General features: G+C 70.8%; 19 protein-coding genes. 9 read left to right on the forward strand and 10 right to left on the reverse strand.

All coding sequences use genetic code 11. The annotated features are described in order from the left end of the window. The first annotated feature begins 296 nt into the window (after positions 1 to 296). The 3 genes from ACIBHY_RS53640 to ACIBHY_RS53650 all read left to right on the forward strand — a co-directional run bounded on the left by ACIBHY_RS53640 (position 297) and on the right by ACIBHY_RS53650 (position 2,889). Positions 297 to 674, forward strand: a complete 378-nt coding sequence (locus tag ACIBHY_RS53640; RefSeq protein WP_397310930.1) for a DoxX family protein — start codon at positions 297 to 299, stop codon at positions 672 to 674. 131 nt (positions 675 to 805) lie between these two features. Beyond that, positions 806 to 2,278 (forward strand): FAD-dependent oxidoreductase, encoded by a 1,473-nt coding sequence (locus ACIBHY_RS53645; protein WP_397310931.1) that lies wholly within the window; start codon positions 806 to 808, stop codon positions 2,276 to 2,278. After that, entirely contained in the window at positions 2,275 to 2,889 is a 615-nt protein-coding gene (locus ACIBHY_RS53650) for a TetR/AcrR family transcriptional regulator (RefSeq protein ID WP_397253246.1), read from the forward strand. Before ACIBHY_RS53645 ends, ACIBHY_RS53650 begins: the two co-directional genes overlap by 4 nt. A gap of 17 nt (positions 2,890 to 2,906) precedes the next feature. Here the strand turns inward: ACIBHY_RS53650 and ACIBHY_RS53655 are convergent, their stop codons facing one another. Further along, positions 2,907 to 3,776 (reverse strand): sigma-70 family RNA polymerase sigma factor, encoded by an 870-nt coding sequence (locus ACIBHY_RS53655; RefSeq protein ID WP_397253248.1) that lies wholly within the window; start codon positions 3,774 to 3,776, stop codon positions 2,907 to 2,909. A gap of 94 nt (positions 3,777 to 3,870) precedes the next feature. Between ACIBHY_RS53655 and ACIBHY_RS53660 the strand changes: the two genes are divergently transcribed. Continuing rightward, positions 3,871 to 4,302 (forward strand): DoxX family protein, encoded by a 432-nt coding sequence (locus ACIBHY_RS53660; protein WP_397253250.1) that lies wholly within the window; start codon positions 3,871 to 3,873, stop codon positions 4,300 to 4,302. Positions 4,303 to 4,310: 8 nt separating this feature from the next. On the opposite strand, the gene ACIBHY_RS53665 is transcribed toward ACIBHY_RS53660, so the two are convergent. After that, positions 4,311 to 5,201, reverse strand: a complete 891-nt coding sequence (locus ACIBHY_RS53665) for a phosphotransferase enzyme family protein (protein ID WP_397310932.1) — start codon at positions 5,199 to 5,201, stop codon at positions 4,311 to 4,313. Between the two features lie 133 nt (positions 5,202 to 5,334). Next, a complete protein-coding gene (locus tag ACIBHY_RS53670; protein WP_397310933.1) occupies positions 5,335 to 6,204 on the reverse strand; it encodes a helix-turn-helix transcriptional regulator in 870 nt (289 codons plus the stop codon). Positions 6,205 to 6,305: 101 nt separating this feature from the next. On the opposite strand from ACIBHY_RS53670, the gene ACIBHY_RS53675 reads away from it, so the two are divergent. Beyond that, on the forward strand, positions 6,306 to 7,724 hold the full coding sequence (locus ACIBHY_RS53675; protein ID WP_397310934.1) for an MFS transporter: 1,419 nt from the start codon (positions 6,306 to 6,308) through the stop codon (positions 7,722 to 7,724). 108 nt (positions 7,725 to 7,832) lie between these two features. Here ACIBHY_RS53675 and ACIBHY_RS53680 read toward each other — a convergent pair whose 3' ends face one another. Then, positions 7,833 to 8,687, reverse strand: coding sequence for an alpha/beta fold hydrolase (locus ACIBHY_RS53680; RefSeq protein WP_397310935.1), 855 nt, complete (start codon positions 8,685 to 8,687; stop codon positions 7,833 to 7,835). A gap of 113 nt (positions 8,688 to 8,800) precedes the next feature. Between ACIBHY_RS53680 and ACIBHY_RS53685 the strand changes: the two genes are divergently transcribed. Further along, the gene (locus ACIBHY_RS53685; RefSeq protein WP_397310936.1) at positions 8,801 to 9,211 is read left to right on the forward strand and encodes a VOC family protein; all 411 of its coding nucleotides are present in this window, start codon (positions 8,801 to 8,803) and stop codon (positions 9,209 to 9,211) included. Positions 9,212 to 9,335: 124 nt separating this feature from the next. Here the strand turns inward: ACIBHY_RS53685 and ACIBHY_RS53690 are convergent, their stop codons facing one another. Beyond that, a complete protein-coding gene (locus ACIBHY_RS53690) occupies positions 9,336 to 9,968 on the reverse strand; it encodes a hypothetical protein (protein ID WP_397310937.1) in 633 nt (210 codons plus the stop codon). 142 nt (positions 9,969 to 10,110) lie between these two features. Between ACIBHY_RS53690 and ACIBHY_RS53695 the strand changes: the two genes are divergently transcribed. Continuing rightward, a complete protein-coding gene (locus ACIBHY_RS53695; RefSeq protein ID WP_397310938.1) occupies positions 10,111 to 10,605 on the forward strand; it encodes an NUDIX hydrolase in 495 nt (164 codons plus the stop codon). On the opposite strand, the gene ACIBHY_RS53700 is transcribed toward ACIBHY_RS53695, so the two are convergent. Beyond that, positions 10,594 to 11,235 carry a TetR family transcriptional regulator gene (locus ACIBHY_RS53700; RefSeq protein WP_397310939.1) on the reverse strand — a complete coding sequence of 214 codons (642 nt, stop codon included), beginning with the start codon at positions 11,233 to 11,235 and terminating at the stop codon, positions 10,594 to 10,596. The two genes, ACIBHY_RS53695 and ACIBHY_RS53700, sit on opposite strands and share 12 nt — an antisense overlap. Positions 11,236 to 11,429: 194 nt before the next feature. Between ACIBHY_RS53700 and ACIBHY_RS53705 the strand changes: the two genes are divergently transcribed. Together ACIBHY_RS53705 and ACIBHY_RS53710 are read left to right on the forward strand one after the other, a co-directional pair. Next, positions 11,430 to 11,555 carry a hypothetical protein gene (locus ACIBHY_RS53705; protein ID WP_397310940.1) on the forward strand — a complete coding sequence of 42 codons (126 nt, stop codon included), beginning with the start codon at positions 11,430 to 11,432 and terminating at the stop codon, positions 11,553 to 11,555. 1 nt (position 11,556) lies between these two features. Further along, positions 11,557 to 12,741: an FAD-dependent oxidoreductase gene (locus ACIBHY_RS53710; protein ID WP_397310941.1), complete on the forward strand. Its 1,185-nt coding sequence runs from the start codon at positions 11,557 to 11,559 to the stop codon at positions 12,739 to 12,741. A 326-nt stretch (positions 12,742 to 13,067) separates the two neighbouring features. Here ACIBHY_RS53710 and ACIBHY_RS53715 read toward each other — a convergent pair whose 3' ends face one another. Genes ACIBHY_RS53715 through ACIBHY_RS53730 form a run of 4 tightly spaced genes read right to left on the reverse strand, consistent with a single transcriptional unit; the run spans position 13,068 to position 17,502 of the window. Beyond that, positions 13,068 to 13,688: a response regulator gene (locus ACIBHY_RS53715; protein ID WP_379612589.1), complete on the reverse strand. Its 621-nt coding sequence runs from the start codon at positions 13,686 to 13,688 to the stop codon at positions 13,068 to 13,070. Then, positions 13,685 to 14,893 (reverse strand): sensor histidine kinase, encoded by a 1,209-nt coding sequence (locus tag ACIBHY_RS53720; protein ID WP_397259381.1) that lies wholly within the window; start codon positions 14,891 to 14,893, stop codon positions 13,685 to 13,687. The genes ACIBHY_RS53715 and ACIBHY_RS53720 overlap by 4 nt, the downstream gene beginning before the upstream one ends. 36 nt (positions 14,894 to 14,929) lie before the next feature. Continuing rightward, positions 14,930 to 16,750 carry a hypothetical protein gene (locus tag ACIBHY_RS53725; RefSeq protein ID WP_397310942.1) on the reverse strand — a complete coding sequence of 607 codons (1,821 nt, stop codon included), beginning with the start codon at positions 16,748 to 16,750 and terminating at the stop codon, positions 14,930 to 14,932. Continuing rightward, positions 16,735 to 17,502, reverse strand: a complete 768-nt coding sequence (locus ACIBHY_RS53730; RefSeq protein ID WP_397259385.1) for an ABC transporter ATP-binding protein — start codon at positions 17,500 to 17,502, stop codon at positions 16,735 to 16,737. The genes ACIBHY_RS53725 and ACIBHY_RS53730 overlap by 16 nt, the downstream gene beginning before the upstream one ends. Positions 17,503 to 17,622 lie beyond the last annotated feature (120 nt).

Here is a 17,622-nt window from a genome sequence, read left to right on the forward strand (position 1 = left end):
GGCCGTCTAGTTCGGGCCCCGCGCAACCCGCGCCCCCGCCCGGCACCACCCCCCGGGGGCTTTGGGGGGGGGGGGGGGTGGGGGCGCGGGCCCCCCCCCCCCCCCCCACTTCCCGGTCACGAGCAGAGCGACTGCGTCATCCTCATGGAGCCCGGACGACCGACGTGGACCTTCCCGTTCGAGGACGGACCCCCGATCGTGTCGCTGAGGTCCCCGATCGAGGCTGTCCCCCCGGCGGCCGCCCGTTCGTCGCCCGGACGACGGAATCCCCGAACGACAACAGGTGAGACACCTCCATGAACGTGTTCTTGTGGATCGTGCAGGCGGTCCTCGCCGCCATGTTCGCCATGTCCGGCCTGGAGAAACTCCTCCGGCTCAAGGACGAGCTGGCCGGCAGGTATCCGTGGACGGCCATGTTCTCCCAGACGGCCGTGCGGGCCATCGGCGTGACGGAGCTGCTGGGCACGATCGGGCTGATCGTGCCGGCCGCCGCCGGGATCGCACCCGTCCTGACGCCGATCGCCGCGACCGGGCTGGCGATCATGATGGCGCTGGCCGGCGCCATGCACATCCGCAGGAAAGAGCCGGCCGGGCTGAAGGTCACCGCCGTCCTGCTCATGCTCTGCGTGCTCGTCGCCTGGGGGCGGTTCGGCCCCTACGGCTGGCCCTCGTGAAGGTGTCAGCCGGCTGACGCGCCGGACCCGCAGGCAGGCCCCAGTAGCCGTGTGGATACGAACTGGACAAGCCGGATCATTAGCGGCACTATTTGTTTACGGACCCGTCTCGTAAATATATTGGAGGTTCGATGGACACGGACGTCCTGGTGGTCGGAGCCGGACCGGTGGGGCTCGCGCTGGCGTGCGGGCTGCTCCAGCACGGCGTCTCGGTCCGTGTCATCGATCGGGCCCCGCTCCCGGCCACCACCTCCCGGGCGAACTTCGTCCACGCGAGGGGCTCGGAGGTGCTGGACCGGCTGGGTGCCCTCGACGGCCTGCCGCAGGAGTCGGTACGGGCGATGACGATCACCACCTACGCCGGTGACCGGCCGATGATGCGCATCCGGTTCGGCGACCCCGGGCTGGGCACCGCCGCTCCGCCCATGGTGATCTCCCAGGCGCGGGTCGAGGCGCGGCTGCGCGAACGGCTGGCCGTGCTCGGCGTCCGGCCGGAATGGGGCGACGGCCTGGTCGAGGCCCGCCAGGACGGCACCGGCGTCACCGCGGTGCTGGCCGGCGGCACCACCGTCCGGGCCGGCTGGATGGTGGGCTGCGACGGCACCGGCAGCACGGTGCGCAAGCTGGCCGGCATCGGCTTTCCGGGGGTGAAGGTCAGCGAACGGTTCCTGCTCGTCGACGGCCACCTTGACGGCGAACCGGCGCTGGACCGGTCGGGCACCAGCGGCTGGGTACACGCCGATGGCATGCTGGGCGCCATGCCGATGCCGGGCGGACTGTGGCGGCTGATCGCCTACGACGCCGCCTTCCACGAGGACAAGCCCGCCGAGGAGCAGATCGCCGAGCGCATGCGGCGTATCCTCCCCGCGCGGACCGGGCTGTCCGGCCTGCGCCTGGGGGAGGTCACCTGGGCGTCGCTGTTCAGCGTGCACCGGCGTCTGGCCGATGCCTACCGCGCCGGACGCATCCTGCTGGCCGGGGACGCCGCGCACGTGCACGCCCCGTTCGGCGGCCAGGGCATGCTCACCGGGCTCGGTGACGCCGAGAACCTCGCGTGGAAGCTCGCCCTCGTCGTTCAGGGCCGGGCCGGGGACGCTCTTCTGTACACCTACCAGGCCGAACGCCGTCCGCTGGCCACCGCGGTGTTGCGCGGCAGCACCGCCGCCACCAAGGTCAACATCGCGGGCGGCCCGCTCGGCCGGCTGCTGCGCGACCAGGTACTGCTGCGCGTCTTCAACCAGGCGTGGATCCAGCGGTGGACCACCTACAGCACCTCCCAGCTGTGGGTGAGCTACCGGCGCGGCCCGCTCGGCGGCGGGCGCGGCGCCAAGCCCCGTCCCGGCGACCGCGTCGGCGATCTGGCGTGCGAGCGTCCCGACGGCAGCCGTACCCGGCTGAATGCCGAGTTGCGCGGCACCTGGGCGGTGCTCGGCGCCGAGGTCGCCTTCGACGCGGCCCGGCGGCGGCTCGGCGACCGCGTGGTCCGGCTCCGCCCCACCACCTCCGCCGGCGGGCTCGCCCTGCTCATCCGCCCGGACGGCCACCTGGCCTGCAAGGGCGGCTCCACCGAGGTCACCCGCTGGCTGGACGGAGCCCTGGGATGACCGCCACCCGGGGCCGGGGACGTCCGCGCGATCCCGGGACCGACACCGCGATCCTGGCCGCCGCGCTGGAACTGTTCGTCGAGCGGGGGGTCGAGGGCACCAGCATGGAGCAGGTCGCCAAGCGTGCCGGCGTGGGCAAGCTGACCCTCTACCGCCGCTGGAGCAGCAAAGAGGATCTCCTCGCCCAGGCCATCGAGCGGTGGGTCCGCGCCGAGGTGATCCCCTCAGCGGCCGACGTCCACGCCCTGCGGCCGCGTGACATCGTCGAGCGCGTCCTGCCCGCGGCTGCCGAGATGGCCGCAGGCGCGGACTTCCGGGCGCTGGTCGCCCGCATCATGGGCTCGGCGGTGAGCCATCCGCAGCTGATGGCCGTCTACTGGGAGCACTACATCCTGCCCCGCCGCGAACTGGCCGCCGCGATGCTGCGCCGCGCCCAGCGGGACGGCACCGTGGCCGCCGACGCCGACCTGGACGTGCTGATCGACATGATGGCCGGCGCGGTCACCTACCGTGTCCTGCAGCCCGACCCGCCGGACGCCGCCGAGATGCTGCGCTACCTCACCGCGGTCTACCGCCAGGCCGGACTCTACCCATCGGCGCGGGACGGCTGATCACTCGGCCGGCGCGGTCAGTCCTCGACGACCTCCAGGTGCAGCTCGCGGAGGTGATCGGGGTCCGCTATCAGGTTGATCTCGGTGATCCGCCTCCCGGTGATCGTAAAATCGAACGCCACGCGCGGCTGCCCGCCCGCTGACCAGACGGCTCCGGCGGCGCCGTCGATCAGGGCCAGCCGCGCGCCCTGGGCACGGCCGCGGAAGGTCCCGGCCACCGCCGAGGCGCCGCGGAGCCGTCCGGACGCGCCCGTCAGCACGGCCGCACGATCGGCGTGCAGCACCACGTCCGGGTCGAGCAACGCGAGCAGGGCGCCGAAGTCGCCGCCCCGTGAGGCCGCGAGGAAGGCGGCGACGATCTCCCTCTGCCGCAGCAGGTCGGCGCCGGACGGCGGGTCCGCCCCCTGGACCCGCCGCCGGGCCCTGCTGGCGAGCTTCCTGGCCGCGGCCGGGGAGCGGTCCACGATCGGTGCGATCTCCTCGTACGGCACGGCGAAGACGTCATGCAGGACGAAGGCCAGCCGCTCGGCCGGGGTGAGCGTGTCGAGCACCACCCGCATCGCCAGGCCGACCGAGTCGGACACCAGCGCGGCCTGCTCCGGATCGTTCCCGCCGTCGCCGGCCGGGTCCGGGGCCACCGCCTCCAACGGGTCCTCGCGAAGGGTGGCGCGCGAGCGCAGCATGTTCAGCGAGACGCGGGCGACGACCGTGGTCAGCCACCCCCGCAGGTTCTCCACCTCGCCGGTGTCGGAACGGCTGAGCCGCAGCCACGCCTCCTGGACGGCGTCGTCGGCCTCGCTCGGCGAACCGAGCAGTTGGTAGGCCACCGCCCGCAGGTGACGGCGATGCTCCTCGAATCGGCCGGCCAGAAACTCGTGGTCACCCATCGGTCACATTCCTTCGTCGGGTCGTGTCATGTCTATGACCCGCCGGCCGTCGCCGATGTGACCGGCGCACACGAGGAGTACGGAGGAAACCACCATGTCCACCCGCGTGTGGCCGCGACGGCTGCTCACGGCCTTCTACTGGTTCGTGGCGTTCACCTTCTTCATGGGCTTCGTCACGAAGTACTGGCCCGGACCCACGTTCTTCGGGCCGGCGTACTCGGTGAAGTTCGCCGATTGGGGTTACCCGTCCTGGTTCAGGTTCGTGGTCGGCACCATCGAGGGGGTCTGCGCCGTCCTGCTGGTCATCCCCCGCCGGCGATTCAGGTTCATCGGCGCGACGGCCCTGATCCTGGTCCTCACCGCCGCGACCACGACGCACATCGTGGCCGGCAGCGAACTCTACGAACGCGTCGCCGCCCCCGCCAACCTGATGATCATGTTCGTCTTCGCCCTGCTCAACTGGCCGGCCGACTGGCGGGACCTGCTGCGCGGGGAACCACCGCGCGGCGTGCCCCGGCGTGCGTGACCTGAGGATCAGGGCCGGAGGCCGTGGAAGAGCTCCAGCCGGGTGTGGTGGTAGTCGAGGTCCTCCTGGTCGTGCCTGACACCGCGGGCGACGGACACCTCGAAGTAGGCGGCCTCCCTGCGCAGCTTGTGCCTGATCAGCTGGGCCAGCGCCTCGTCGCCGAGGTCTGCGGCCGTTCCGCCCTCATCCAGGTACGCGTCGACGAACCGGCGTACCAGATGAGGCTCGTCCTCTCCCCATTCGGTCGCGGCGGCGGCCAGTTCGTACTCGGGAGCGCCCACGAAGGACTCGTCCCAGTCCAGGACGGCGGCGAGCACGTCGCCACGAACCAGCGTGTTGCCCGCGTAGTAGTCGCCGTGCAAGGGATGACGGCTCGCGTGCGTACGGTGGAACTCGGTGAGCCAGAGATCCAGATCGGGGTCGTCGAGGCCGCCGTGCCCTCCCGGGCCGTCCTCGGCTCCGAGAAGCCCGTACTCCGCGAAGGACCGGACGGGGCGAGGTCCCGGGCGGGCCGTGGACAGGGCGTTGTGGAGGCGAGCCAGCAGACGGGCCGCCTGGAGCGCCTGCTCCGACTCCTGCGGCCAGCGCCCTTGGACAAGGGGCCACAGCGAGACCGGCCGGCCTTCCACCCGCGTGACCGTCGCTCCGTCGAACGTGGTCAGCGGTGCGACGGCCTCGGGCATCCGGTCGGCGGCGTGCCGGGCGACCGCGTGACACCACTCCGTTTCCTCGCTGCCGCGCGACTCGGGACCGATGCGTACCACATGGTCCCCGAGCTGGTACGCGGCCGACTCCTCCCCGCCATGCAGCCGCAGCGCCTCCCCATGGCCGTCGGCTCCCCACATCTCCTTGACGGCTCGCCGGACGGTATCGGTCAACGGGATCACTGCGTAGATCATGGTGCCCACTCTACGAACCCCGTGCCGACCACTCGACCAGGACCCGATCCGCACCGAGCCGGCCGAAGGTCAGCAGGCGCCCGGCGAAGGCGAGAGTGACGAGCAGCCTCAGCCGACGCCCGGCCCCCATCACCTACAAGGCCGGCGCGGACGAGGCCATCGCGGCCCGAGCTCCGGCCATCGCATCCAGCCTCCGCGATGTCTCCTCGTCGTCGGGGGTCATCACCATGAGCCGGTGGCCCGTCTCCGTGACGTCGGTGGAAACGAAGTTCAGCTGGAGAAGCCCCACCAGCGGACTCTCCAGGCGTTTCACCTCGTAGTGCTGGAGAAGCACATCGTGGCGGCTCCACAGCCGCGCGAACTCGTCCGACCTCTCCAGCAACCGCCCCACCACGCCCGAGGCATCCGCTCCCGCCCTCCCCGCACTCGCCGCGGCACGCATCCTCGCCACCATCCTGGTCGCGACGATGTCGTCATCGACGTACCGGCCGCGCCAGTCCGGGTCGGTGAAGAACTGCACGGCGCAGTTCCGTTCACCGGGTGGGATCAAGTCCATGTCGGTGAAGAGGTGCCGGTAGGCCCGGTTGTACGCCACCACGTCGAACAGGCGCGTCTGCAGACACGCGGGATAGGGATCCAGCTTGTCCAGCACCGGTTGGAAGGCCGCCAGGAGAGCCGGGTCGGATGCGACCGGATCGGCGGCCGGTGTCCGCACGCCGGCGAGCCTGCGCAGATGCCGCGTTTCCGCCTCGTCCAGGTGCAGGGCCCGGCCGACCGCTCTGAGCACCTGGGTGCTCACGTTGATCGGCCGCCCCTGCTCCAGCCAGGTGTACCACGTCACCCCCACCCCTGCGAGCACCGCGACCTCCTCGCGCCGCAGGCCGGGCGTGCGGCGTCGTCCGGTGGCCGGAAGCCCGGCCCTGCCGGGACTCAACCGCTCGCGCCGGGTGCGGAGGAAGTCGCCGAGCTCACGCCGGGCGCTCGGGGAAATCGTGTCGGTCATGACTCCATACTGCTGCACCCACGATGGCCCATCCAGGTTCGGCTAATACCCCCATAAACAGGCTTCTGGTACCCGGATCCGTGTCCACGCAGCATCGACACGTGACCACAGCTTCCACCCCAGCGACCCGATCCCAGCCACGAACGCTCGGGCTTCCCGGACTCCTCGCCACCCTCGCCGCCCTGCTGCTCTCGGTGGTCAGCTTCGCCGCCGCGGGCATCGCCGTACCCGATATCGGAGCATCTCTGCGCGCCTCCCCCGCCGAGCAGTCGCTCGTGGTCTCGGTGTACTCACTCGGCTTCGCGGTGCCGATGGTCCTCGGGGGCCGCCTCGGCGACCTCTACGGACGCCGCCGTCTGTTCCTCCTCGGCATGGCGGGCTTCACCCTCTTCTCCCTGATGGCGGCCCTCTCCCCCACCGTCATCGTCCTGATCGCCGCGCGCGCCCTCACCGGCGTCTCCGCGGCGGCGATGGTTCCCCAGGTGCTCGCGACGATCACCGCGTCGACGCACGGCCGCGAACGCGCCAGAGCCGTCGCGTTGTTCGGCGCCACCGCGGGCGGCGCGACGGCGATCGGGCAGATCCTCGGCGGAGCACTGCTCTCCGTCCCGCTCCTCGGCGCCGGCTGGCGCACGGTGTTCGCGGTGAGTGTCGTCATGGGCGTCGTCGCGTTCCTCGCCGCCCTGCGGTGGGTACCGGCCACCAGTTCCCCCGGCCACCGCTCACTTGACCTGATCGGCACCGTCCTGCTGGGCTCCGCCCTCCTCTCGTTGCTCGTCCCGCTGTCGCAGGGCGCCGCGCTCGGCTGGCCCGCATGGTGCTGGGCGCTGCTGGCCGCCGTCCCGGTCCTGTTCGCGGCGTTCTGGAGGTGGCAGCTCCGGCTGCACCGCGCCGACCGCGTCCCGCTGGTCCCGCCGCCCCTGTTCCGCCTGGGCTCCTACCGCGTCGGACTCGTGATGGCGCTCATGCTCCAGTCGGCCTTCGGCGCGTTCACCTTCCTCTACGCCCTCACCACACAGACCGGCCTGGGCTGGACCCCGATGCACGCCGCTCTCGTGCTGCTCCCGTACGCCCTCTGCTTCTTCGTCGTCTCCATCTGGTCCGGGAAACTCGCACCACGCTTCGGATTCCGCCGGCTGCTGATCATCGGCGGGGTCATCCAGGCCGCGCTGCTCGCGCTCACCGCGACCTCGGTGTTCCTGCAAGGAACCGGCCTGAACTCCTGGACTCTCGCCGCGTCCCTGATCGGCGTCGGCATCGGGCAGGCGTTCATGTTCGGTCCCCTCGTCGGCGCGATGATCGCCGACGTCCCCCCGGCTTCCGCCGGGGCCGCGTCAGGAGCGCTCCAGACGACGCAACAAGCCGCGATGGGCCTCGGCGTCGCCGTAGCCGGAGGACTCCTCGCCGCGGCCACGGCCGCATCGGTCATGTACACCACCGCACTCGCCGTCTGCATGATCGTCCAGGCCGCCTTCGCCGTCGCCTTCGCCCTCTGCGCCCTCGCCCTCCCCCGCCGCTGACCCCCGCCTCCCGGCGAAGCTGCGGACCGCCCGCCCCTGTCCCCCGGCGCAATGCGGAACGTCCACGCGCGGGTACGCTCGCCCCCCAGGCTCATAGGTCTCGCGGAGTCAGCCGTCTCTTCGGGTCTGCCTCTCCGCCGCAGCGCGGAACGCCGCGCCGAACCGGTCGGGCGCCTCCAGCCATGGATGGTGGCCCGCGTTCGGAATGATGACGACCTCGCAGCTGAGACGTGTTCCGAGCCGTCGCAGGGCCTCGGCGGGCCGGCTGTCGCCCGCGCCGCCGATGATCACCGCGCCGGGCGGCAGGCACGCGCGAAGCGCGTCCACGTGTGATTCGAGCGGGTCGGCCCTGCCGGCGGCGTTGAGCTGGGCGTTCATCGCGTAGTTGACGGGCCGCAGCGTGTGGGCCGCTGTCAGCGCCCATTCCCACGCCCGATCCCGGTCGGCGTGGTCGGTTGACCACGACAGCGTGAGGTACTCGATCTCCTCGGCACCCGTACGTGATGCGAGCGCGTCCAGTTCGTCGAGCCTGATCCGCTGCTCATCGGTGCGGCGTGCCAGCTGTGCTTCCCGGTCGGCTTCCCGCCAAGGACCCAGGAACGGCCCGGCGAGCTGAATCAGTCCGGCCACGCGCTCGGGATGAGCGAGCAAGAAGTAGCCGGCCATGTTGGTTCCGAACGAATGTCCCACCAGGACCACCCGGTCGTGCCCCCAGGCATCGAGCAACGACACCAGGTCCTCAACGTGGCGGGCGATCGTGTGCTCACCCTTCCACGACGATCCGCCGGTGCCGCGCTGGTCGTAGCGGTGGACCAGGCACAGGTCGTCGATGATCGCGGCGACCGGGGCCAGATAGTCGGGGACCCCTGGACCGCCGTGCAACATGACCACGGGAAATCTCCGCGGGTTCGCCGAGCCTGCCGTCCAGGTGCGTAGCCGCGTACCGTCACCCATCTCCATCATTGGCGTGAGTGTAGAGCTATCGGGTCAACGACCCGGCAACCGGTGGTTCAACGAATCATCGGAGTGCAGCGCCACGCTCTCACGCTGCCGTGATCTTCTGGCAAGCTCGCGGGATGCTCAAGTTCACCGATTTCATCATCGACTGCCCGGACACCATGAAGCTGGCGGCTTTCTACTCCGGGGTGACAGGCCACCCGATCAAGGAAGGCAGCCACGAGAACTGGGCCGGTATCCCGTTCGGTGAGATCGAGCTGGCCTTCATCCGGGTGGACGACTACCGCGCCCCGCAGTGGCCCGACACCGAGCACCCCAAGCAGTTCCACCTCGACTTCGAAGTGGACGACATCGAGTCCGAGCAGCGCCGCGTCCTCGAACTCGGCGCGACGCTGCGGCAGAACTTCATCGGTCCCGAGGGGTACGGCTGGCGGATCTACACCGACCCGGTCGGCCACCCCTTCTGCCTGTGCCGCAACAAGGGTGTCACCTGGACCGACCAGGGCCCGATCTGGCCCGAGCGCGGCTAGGAACTGACTCAGCGCGAGGAGGGCACGGTCTGTCCCCGGCCGCCGATAGAGCGGCCGGGGCTCACTGGTCCGTACGCCGCCGCGAGGCCTTGGCGGGGTCCGGCAGAAGCACGTTCAGCCGGCGCTACCACCCACAGGGGATGGTGGAAACCGAGGCCCTGGAACCGTTGGCGTCGGTGACCGTGACCAGGGTGGTGAAGGTGAGTTCCGTCCCGCCGGGGTTGTTGCAGTCGAACGCGGCCGTGGTCCTGCGGGCGGCCGTGTCGGTGCTCACGACGGGCTGGCGGCGTGCTCGCGGGCTGAACCACTCAGCGGTGACCGGGCCGACCCCACCCGCCCATACCGCTTCGCACAGAACGTAGTTCACTCCCAGCGGCTGCGGACCGCAGGTGAAGCTGGTGATGCTGGTGGTTCTGCTCGGGCACGTGACGGGTGTGTCCCCCACGCCGGGAATGATGTCGTCGGCGAATGTGACCGTCAGCCCGATCACGAACCGCTCGCCGGGTGTGCAGTTCACCAGGATCTGCCGGATGTTGTCGAACCGGGGAAGGGGGTCGTCGTCCTTCGTCCATTCGATGGACTCGATCGGCCGGTTGTCGAATTCCACGGGGATGGTGCAGACGATGTCGGGGGTGTTGGTCAACGCCGGTCTGCACACGGGGTCGGGCGCGTCTGCGTGGGCGGCGCCCGCTCCGGTCAGCAGACCTCCGAGCACGGCGGCCAGCAGCACGAAGACGGCGCTCAGTCGTCGTCGCATCTGATCTCCTCATCAGGTAGACACTGATCGATGAGTGGCCCGCGCGGACTACTCAGGTCATTCGCGCACCGGGGCCCCGCAGATCACCGGTTCCGTGACGAAGGTCGCCGGGTTGTCAGTGGCGGCTGCCACCGTGTACCGCATGGGCGAGCTGATCGAGCGGGTGGACGAACAGGACCGCGTGCTGGAAGTCGTGGAGCGCGCGGAGGCGGTGCGCCGGCGGTGGCTGCATCGGATCGCGACGACGATCTGCCGCGATCCGATGGGGCGGATCCTCGTGCTGCGCCGAGCCGAGGGGCATGTGCGCTTTCCCGGCCACTATGACGTGATGGTCGGCGGCGCCGTGGGCGTGGGCGAATCGTATGAGGACGCGGCGGCCCGCGAACTGGCCGAGGAGCTGGGTGTCGGTGTCCGGGGGCGCCCCTTGTTCACGTTCCTGTGCGAGGAAGGGATCGGCCCCGTTTGGTTCGGGGTGCACGAGGCCGTGATCGCCGAGCCGTTGGCTCCAGATCCGTCCGAGATCGCCTGGCATGCCTGGCTCACGGAGTTGGAACTGCGGAAGGTGGTCGATCGAGGGCCGTTCGTTCCGGGTGGGCGAGAGGCCCTGCGCCGCTATCTTGGCCGCTCAGCTCAGTGACGGTGCGGGGCCGCCACTGACGATCGCACCTGTGCGATCGGGCGTGGCCGTACCGTCGAGCATGGCTTGAACGATCGGCCCCGCCCACGTCACGATCGCATCGTGACCGGCTGAGGCGATCGGTTCGACGCGCACGGCGTACCTGGCCACGGCCAGACCCATGAGCTGAGCGGTGACGAGCGCGCCGCGCATCGCCGCGTCGGGGCCTTCGAGTCTGTCGACGACCTGAGCCGTGAACTCCTTGTCGATGAACTCGCGCAACATCCGCGCCGACGGATCCTGGCTGCCTGCGGACATGGTCAAGGTCAGGATCGGCTCCAGGCTCGCGCCGGCGTCCCACATCTGCAGGAAGCGCCGGACCAGTTCGGCGCCGGCGCCGTCGACGCCGTGGGCCAGCAGCGCGGCCACCGGCTCACGCGGGCTGCCGGGCGCCTCGAGCACGGCGGCGAACAGCTTGTCCTTGCCTCCGAAGAAGTAGCTGATCATGGACGGATCCACACCGGCGTCGGCGGCGATGGCCCGCACGGTGGCGCGATCGTAGCCGTCACCGGCGAATCGGACACGAGCCGCCTCCAGGATCTTGTGGCGGCTCTTCTCCCCGCTGCGCCATCGGCCTGATCGTCCGCTCATGCCCTGATTCTACATTTTCTCCAACACACGTTGAAGTATGAGTGCCGTGACGCTAGATTCTCCAACGGGTGATGAAGAATGGATGTATTGATCGCCGGCGGCGGCCTCAGCGGGCTGACCATGGCGGCTCTCCTCGGCCGGTACGAACGGGACGTACCCAGAGGGCCCGAAACCACCGGCTCAACCCGCGCACCATGGCGGTGCCGCGTGGAGCGGGGCTGGTGCGGCCGGTCCGCGCCATCGAGCTCGGACACGACAGCGGCGGCCTGGTCATGGCCGACACGCTCATCTGCCCGTCGAGACACAGAGAAAGGCTCTGACATGAACCAACCGCTGCGCGTGCTCATCGCGGGCGCCGGCCTGGGCGGGCTCTGCCTGGCCCAGGGCCTGCGCCGGGCGGGCGTCGACGTGCTGGTCTTCGAACGCGACGCCGGCCCGTACAGCCGGGCCCAGGGGCATCGCGTGCACCTCGACGAACGCGGCGAGGACGCCCTGCGCGCCTGCCTGCCCGAGCACCTCTTCGACCTGTACGAGGCCACCCGCGGCCAGCCCAGCGAACGCCTGATGCTGATCGACGCCGCAGGCGAACACCTTCGGGAGATCCCGGTCCCCCCGCTGCCCGACGACACCTCGATCATCAAGAAGGGCAGGGCGGTCAGCAGATCCACCCTGCGCGAGATCATGCTCGCCGGCCTGGACGACGTCGTCCACTACGGCAAGGCCCTCACCCACTACGACCATGACGTGCGGGCCTGCTTCGCCGACGGCACCCATGTGAGCGGTGACGTCCTCGTCGGCGCCGACGGGATCGGCTCCGCCGTACGCCGGCTGCGCCTTCCCCAGGCACGGATCGACGACCTGGACATCCGCTGGATCGGCGGCAAGACCCCGGTCACCGCCGGCATCGAACGCTCGCTGCCGGACGGGCTCCACCACGCGTTCGCCGCCGTCACCGGCATGGACCCGGCCATGATGATCGGCTACATGCGCTTCGGGAACCCGCCTCCGGCCGCCGCCGGACGCCTGGCGCCCGGCCTTCGCCTCACCGACACCGAGGACTTCGTCATGTGGGCGATCACCGTGCAGCGCGACCGGCTCACCGCCGCGGACGCCGCCCTGCCCGCCTCCGGCCTGCACCGGCGGGCCCTCGACCTCACCACGACCGCGCATCCCGCCCTGCGCCGCGTCGTCGAGCAAGCCTGGCCCGAGCACACCTTCCACCTGTCGATCGGTACCTCGGTCGCCGTCCCCGCCTGGGACAGCGACCACGTCACCCTGCTCGGCGACGCGATCCACGCCATGCCGCCCTCCCGCGGCTCCGGCGCGAACACCGCGCTCAGCGACGCCGCCGACCTGGCCCGGCACCTGATCGACGCCCAGCGGGGCCGCGGCAGCCTGCCGGAGGCGATCGGCGCGTACGAACACGCCATGCTCGAACGCGGCTTCGCAGCCGTGGAGTCCTCGACGCGAGCGATCGACGCCTTCGCCCGGAAGATCATCCGATGACGACCGTCTGCGTGGTCGGCGACGGGGGAAGACGAGGGGTCCCTTGAGCCTCTTGATCACCCCATCCTGTGCGCTGTAGGCATACCGAGAGGAACTTCGTACGCCTGAACGAGGCGCTGAAGACGCGCGTGGAGAGCTGACGCTCAGCAGCGCGAGCCGCGACCCTCTAAGGGGTGGCGAAACCCGCGACGATCGTTGCCCGCGGTCCCGCATGGCCGCGCTGAGCTGCTCTCCTGACATCGCCATGTTCACAGTGGGCGGGGACGGCAGGCGGGAGCGCGTATCGGCCTGGCCTTCACCAGAGCCACGGTTGCGCGGGCAGGCGGTTAACTGAGCAGGCCCCGGCGATAGCCCTCGCCTACGGCGGCGGCGCGGTCGCGGACTCCGAGCTTGTCGTAGATGTGCAGCAGGTGGGTCTTGATGCTGGCCTCGCTGATGAACAGTTTGGCGGCCGCCTGGCGGTTGGAGGCGCCGTCCGCGACGAGGGCGAGGACCTGGAGTTCGCGGTCGGTGAGGGCGGCCTTCACGGGCCGGCGTACCTGGCCCATCAGGCGGCCGGCGACCGAAGGGGACAGGACCGGCTCGCCCGCGGCGGCAGCGCGTACGGCACGCAGGAGTTCGTCGGTGGGGGCGTCCTTGAGGAGGTAGCCGGTGGCGCCGGCTTCGATGGCGGGCAGGACGTCGGAGTCGCCGTCGAAGGTGGTCAGGACGAGGACCTTGATGTGGGGATGGGAGTGGCGCAGGGCGGTGATGGCGCTGACGCCGTCCATTTCGGGCATGCGCAGGTCCATGAGGACGATGTCGACCTCGAGTACGGCGGCGCGGTCGATGCCTTCGCGGCCGTTGGCGGCTTCGCCGGCGACGTGGATGTCGGGTTCGGCTTCGAAGGCGGCGCGCAGGCCGTCGCGGACGATCGGGTGGTCGTCGACGATGAGGAGGCGGATCACCGGGGGTTTCCTTGGAGTGCGGGAACGGTGGCGCTGACGGCGGTGCCCTCGCCGGGTGTGCTCTCGATCTCGAGGGTGCCGCCGACGCCGCGTAGGCGTTGTCTCATGCTGCTGAGGCCGAATCCTTTGCCGCTGGGGTTGTGGATGCCGCTGCCGTCGTCGCGGATGTCGAGCAGGACGACGGCGCCGGTGTAGGAGAGGGTGAGGCCGGCGCGGGTGGCGCCCGCGTGCTTGGCGACGTTGGCGAGGGCTTCCTGGGCGACGCGGAACAGGGTGACCTCGATGGCGGGGCTGAGGGGGACGCGGTCGCCGGTCACTTCGACGTGGAGGTCGACGCCGGTGGTCTGGGTCCAGTTGCGGGCCAGGGTGGTCATGGCTTCGGGGAGGTGGGCGTCCTCAAGCTGGTGGGGCTGCAGGGCGGCGACCGAGCGACGGGCTTCGGTGAGGCTCTCCCGGGCGAGGTTGAGCGCGAGTTCGACGTGGGTGTCGGAGTCCTCGACGCGCTGGGCGGCGCGTAGCTGGGTGATGATGCCGGTGAGGCCCTGGGCGAGGGTGTCGTGGATCTCGCGTGCCATGCGCTGGCGTTCGTCGAGGATGCCGGCCTGGTGGGCTTGGGTGAGGAGCTGGGCGTGGAGGCCGGCGTTCTCCTCCAGGGCGGTCTGGAGGTCGCTGACCGCCTTCCGATATTTGCGCTGCCGGTCCTCGATCTTGATGCCTGCGATGGAACCGCCGCCGATGGCGACGGTCTGCACGGCGATGATCGCCAGGTAGAAGACGATGAGCTGGAGGGTGGCCTGGCTCCAGTCGAGCGACGAGCCGTACAGGACGAAGGAGGTGGCGGCGACGGCGGCGAAGGTCCACCGGGAAGGAGCGAAGTGGGCGGCGAGGAAGAAGCCGGAGATGCAGTAGATGATGAAGCTCGGGTGGTGGAGGGTCAGCAGCGCGGCGGTGGCCAGGACGCCGGCGAAGTGAATGGTGACGGCGGCCCTGCGCCGGCGCACCGCGGCGGGGATGAGGGTGCGGGCGCCGAGAATCCAGGCGAGGGCCAGGGCGGTGAGCGCGAGAGTACGGGGGATCCCGCCTTCGTGCCGGTCGGGTGCGGCCAGGCTGATGACGAGGGAGGCGCCGAGGGTGATGTACGGGACGATCTCGACGACGCGCTCGAAGCGTCGTTCCCAGGTGGAGATCGGGAAGGGGTCGTTCATCCGGGGCTCGCCCTCCTCTCGGGGTATGGACGGGTATCACCTGGTGGTGGTGGTCGAGGGCGAGTTTAGGCGCATGGGGATGAGGATGGCGTAGCCGTACATGAGCAGCCCCAGGGCGATCATGAAGATGACGGTGGGCCATTGCCAGATCGGCGGGAGATGAAGGGCGAGGAACCACCCGGGACCCCCGATGCCGAAGATCTTCATGACCAAGGGCACGAGACCCTGGGGGAACAGGGGAAGCCAGGCGATGGCGTAGCTGATCGTGACGCCGATGCGGTGCAGGACGGGGAGGTCCGCGGCGGCGGGTTTGCCGGCCTCGGGCGCCGGGCCGTGCTTCATGAGGTTGAGCAGGTCGATGCCGTGGTTCTCGAGTCTGCGGTACGCGATCCTGCCGAAACCCCAGGCGCTGAGGGCGCCGGTCAGCACACCGGTGGCGATGCCGGCCCAGGGGTGGAGGAGGATGGCGCCGGCCGCGGGCAGGCCGGTGGCGGGGACCGCGACGAGCACGAGCCAGGCGAGGCTGGTTTCGGCGGTTTCGTCGGCGCCGGTGCTGAGCGGGTTGCCGCCGCGCTTGTGGGGGTCGGTGCCGGGGACGAGCGAGGTGACGGCGAGCAGGACGATGATCCCGGCGCCGCCGCCGAGCAGGGCGGGGAGCAGGCCGAGTACCCACGGCCAGGCCCAGGCCAGGCCGCTGACGAGGGTGCCGGCCAGGGAGAGGAGCACTGCTGCCGGGCCGACGACGAGGAGCCAGGCGAGCTGGCGGCCGCGGACGTCCGCGCGTTCCGCGCCGGGGGTCAGGAGGGTGAGCCAGAGCGCGGTGCCGTCGGAGCCGTAGAGGTTGGCCGAGGACGCGGCGGCCATCACGATCGCGATGAGTCCCGCGAAGGGGACCATGATCCAGGCGTCGAGGGCGAGGAGCAGGAGGGGGGTGACGATGGCGTAGGAGAAGGCGGTGGCGAGCAGCTGGATGCGGACGAGGTCGCGCCACCAGGCGCGCAGTTCCTTGGCGGCGGTGATGCGGGCGCCGCCGGTGCTGGGGAGAGGGCGGGGGGTGCCGCCGCGGGGTGGCACGCCTCCGCGTGCGGCCGAGACGACGCGTCGCGACAACAGGCCGGCCCAGGCGGCCAGGAGGAGGGCGATCACGCCGGCGCCGGCGACGAGGATGGCGAGGGCCAGGGGCCAGGGGGCTTCGATGGCGGCCACACCCCATCCGGAGGGCAGGACGCGCACGAGGACCTGGGACCACGCGGAGGTGTCGGTGCCGCCCAGCGCCGCGACGGGCGCCCAGCCGTTGCTGCACAGGGCGATGGCGGTGCCGGTCACGATGCCGACGGCGGCCGCGGTGGCGCGGGATCTGACGAACAGGCCGATGAGCGCCACGATGACGCGGGAGATCATCACCATCGTGATGAGCGTGGTGACGGCTGCCACCAGGCCGATGAGCACTCCGGCCGGGCCGAAGCGCCAGCCGTACACGGGCAGGGACAGCAGGGCGACGAGATTGATGGCAGGTGCGGGGCCCGCGAAGGCTCCGGCGAGCAGCGCCGCCGCGATCCGGCCCGGCGTGGCCGGGAGCATGGAGAAGTATTCGGGGCGGAGGGCCTCGTTGCCGCCCCCGATGAAGATGGGGCCGAAGATCCAGCCGGCGAGCCACACGGCCAGGGTGACGGGCAGGTGGACGGGCCACAGAACGGCGACGGCGATGGTGCCGAAGGCCAGAATCAGCCCGGCCGAGACGCCGGTGTAGAGGTTGGTGGCGTTGTCGCCGCGCAGGGAGTTGCGCATGAGCGCCAGCCGCATGCGGATCATGTGCCGCGCCAAGGCGGTCGGGCCGAGGGTCAGGCCGTGAGCCATGCCAGGCCCTCCGTTCCTCCGGTGCGGGCGCCGACGAGGTCGACGAAGGCGTCCTCCAGGGTCGCGGCGCCGCGTACCTCCGCCAGTGGCCCGGCGGCCACGACCCGGCCGTCGGAGATGACGCCGACGTGGTCGCAGAGCTGCTCGACGAGGGCCATGACGTGGCTGGAGATGATCACGGAGCCGCCGTTGCCGGCGAACCTTCGCAGGATGGTCTTGATCGTGGCCGCGGAGACGGGGTCGACGGCCTCGAAGGGCTCGTCCAGGACGAGCAGGCGGGGCGCGTGCAGGAGGGCGATGGCCAGGCCGATCTTCTTGCGCATGCCGGTGGAGTATTCGATGACCAGGGTCCGCTCGGCGGCGTCGAGCTCGAGGACGTGGAGGAGTTCGTCGGTGCGCTCGGCGACGACGGCGGGCGGCAGGCCCCGCAGCAGGCCGAGGTAGGTGAGAACCTCGCGGCCGGTGAGCCGTTCCGGCATGGCGTTCCCGTCGGGCAGCACGCCGATCAGGTGCTTGGCCTGGACGGTGTCGCGCCAGACGTCGACGCCGAAGATCTCGGCGCTGCCGGCGTCGGGGCGGAGCAGGCCGACGGCCATCGCCAGGGTGGTGGTCTTGCCGGCGCCGTTGGGGCCGACCAGGCCGTAGAAGGATCCCGCGGGGACGGTGAGGTGGATGTCGTCGACGGCCACGTGGTCGCCGAAGGCTTTGCGGAGTCCGATGGTGCGGAGAGCGGGCTCCTGGTGTGTGGGCATGTCCTGAGAATCGCGCGGGGAGCATGGGTGGCGGATCGTCCGGCCGGAGAGCGGAGTGGTGGATTCCGGCATCAGCCGATCGGTTGATGCCGGAGGCGGCTGGTTCGCCCGGACGCCCCT

Source organism: Nonomuraea sp. NPDC050547 (genome assembly GCF_044457345.1).
Classification (GTDB): Bacteria; Actinomycetota; Actinomycetes; order Streptosporangiales; family Streptosporangiaceae; genus Nonomuraea.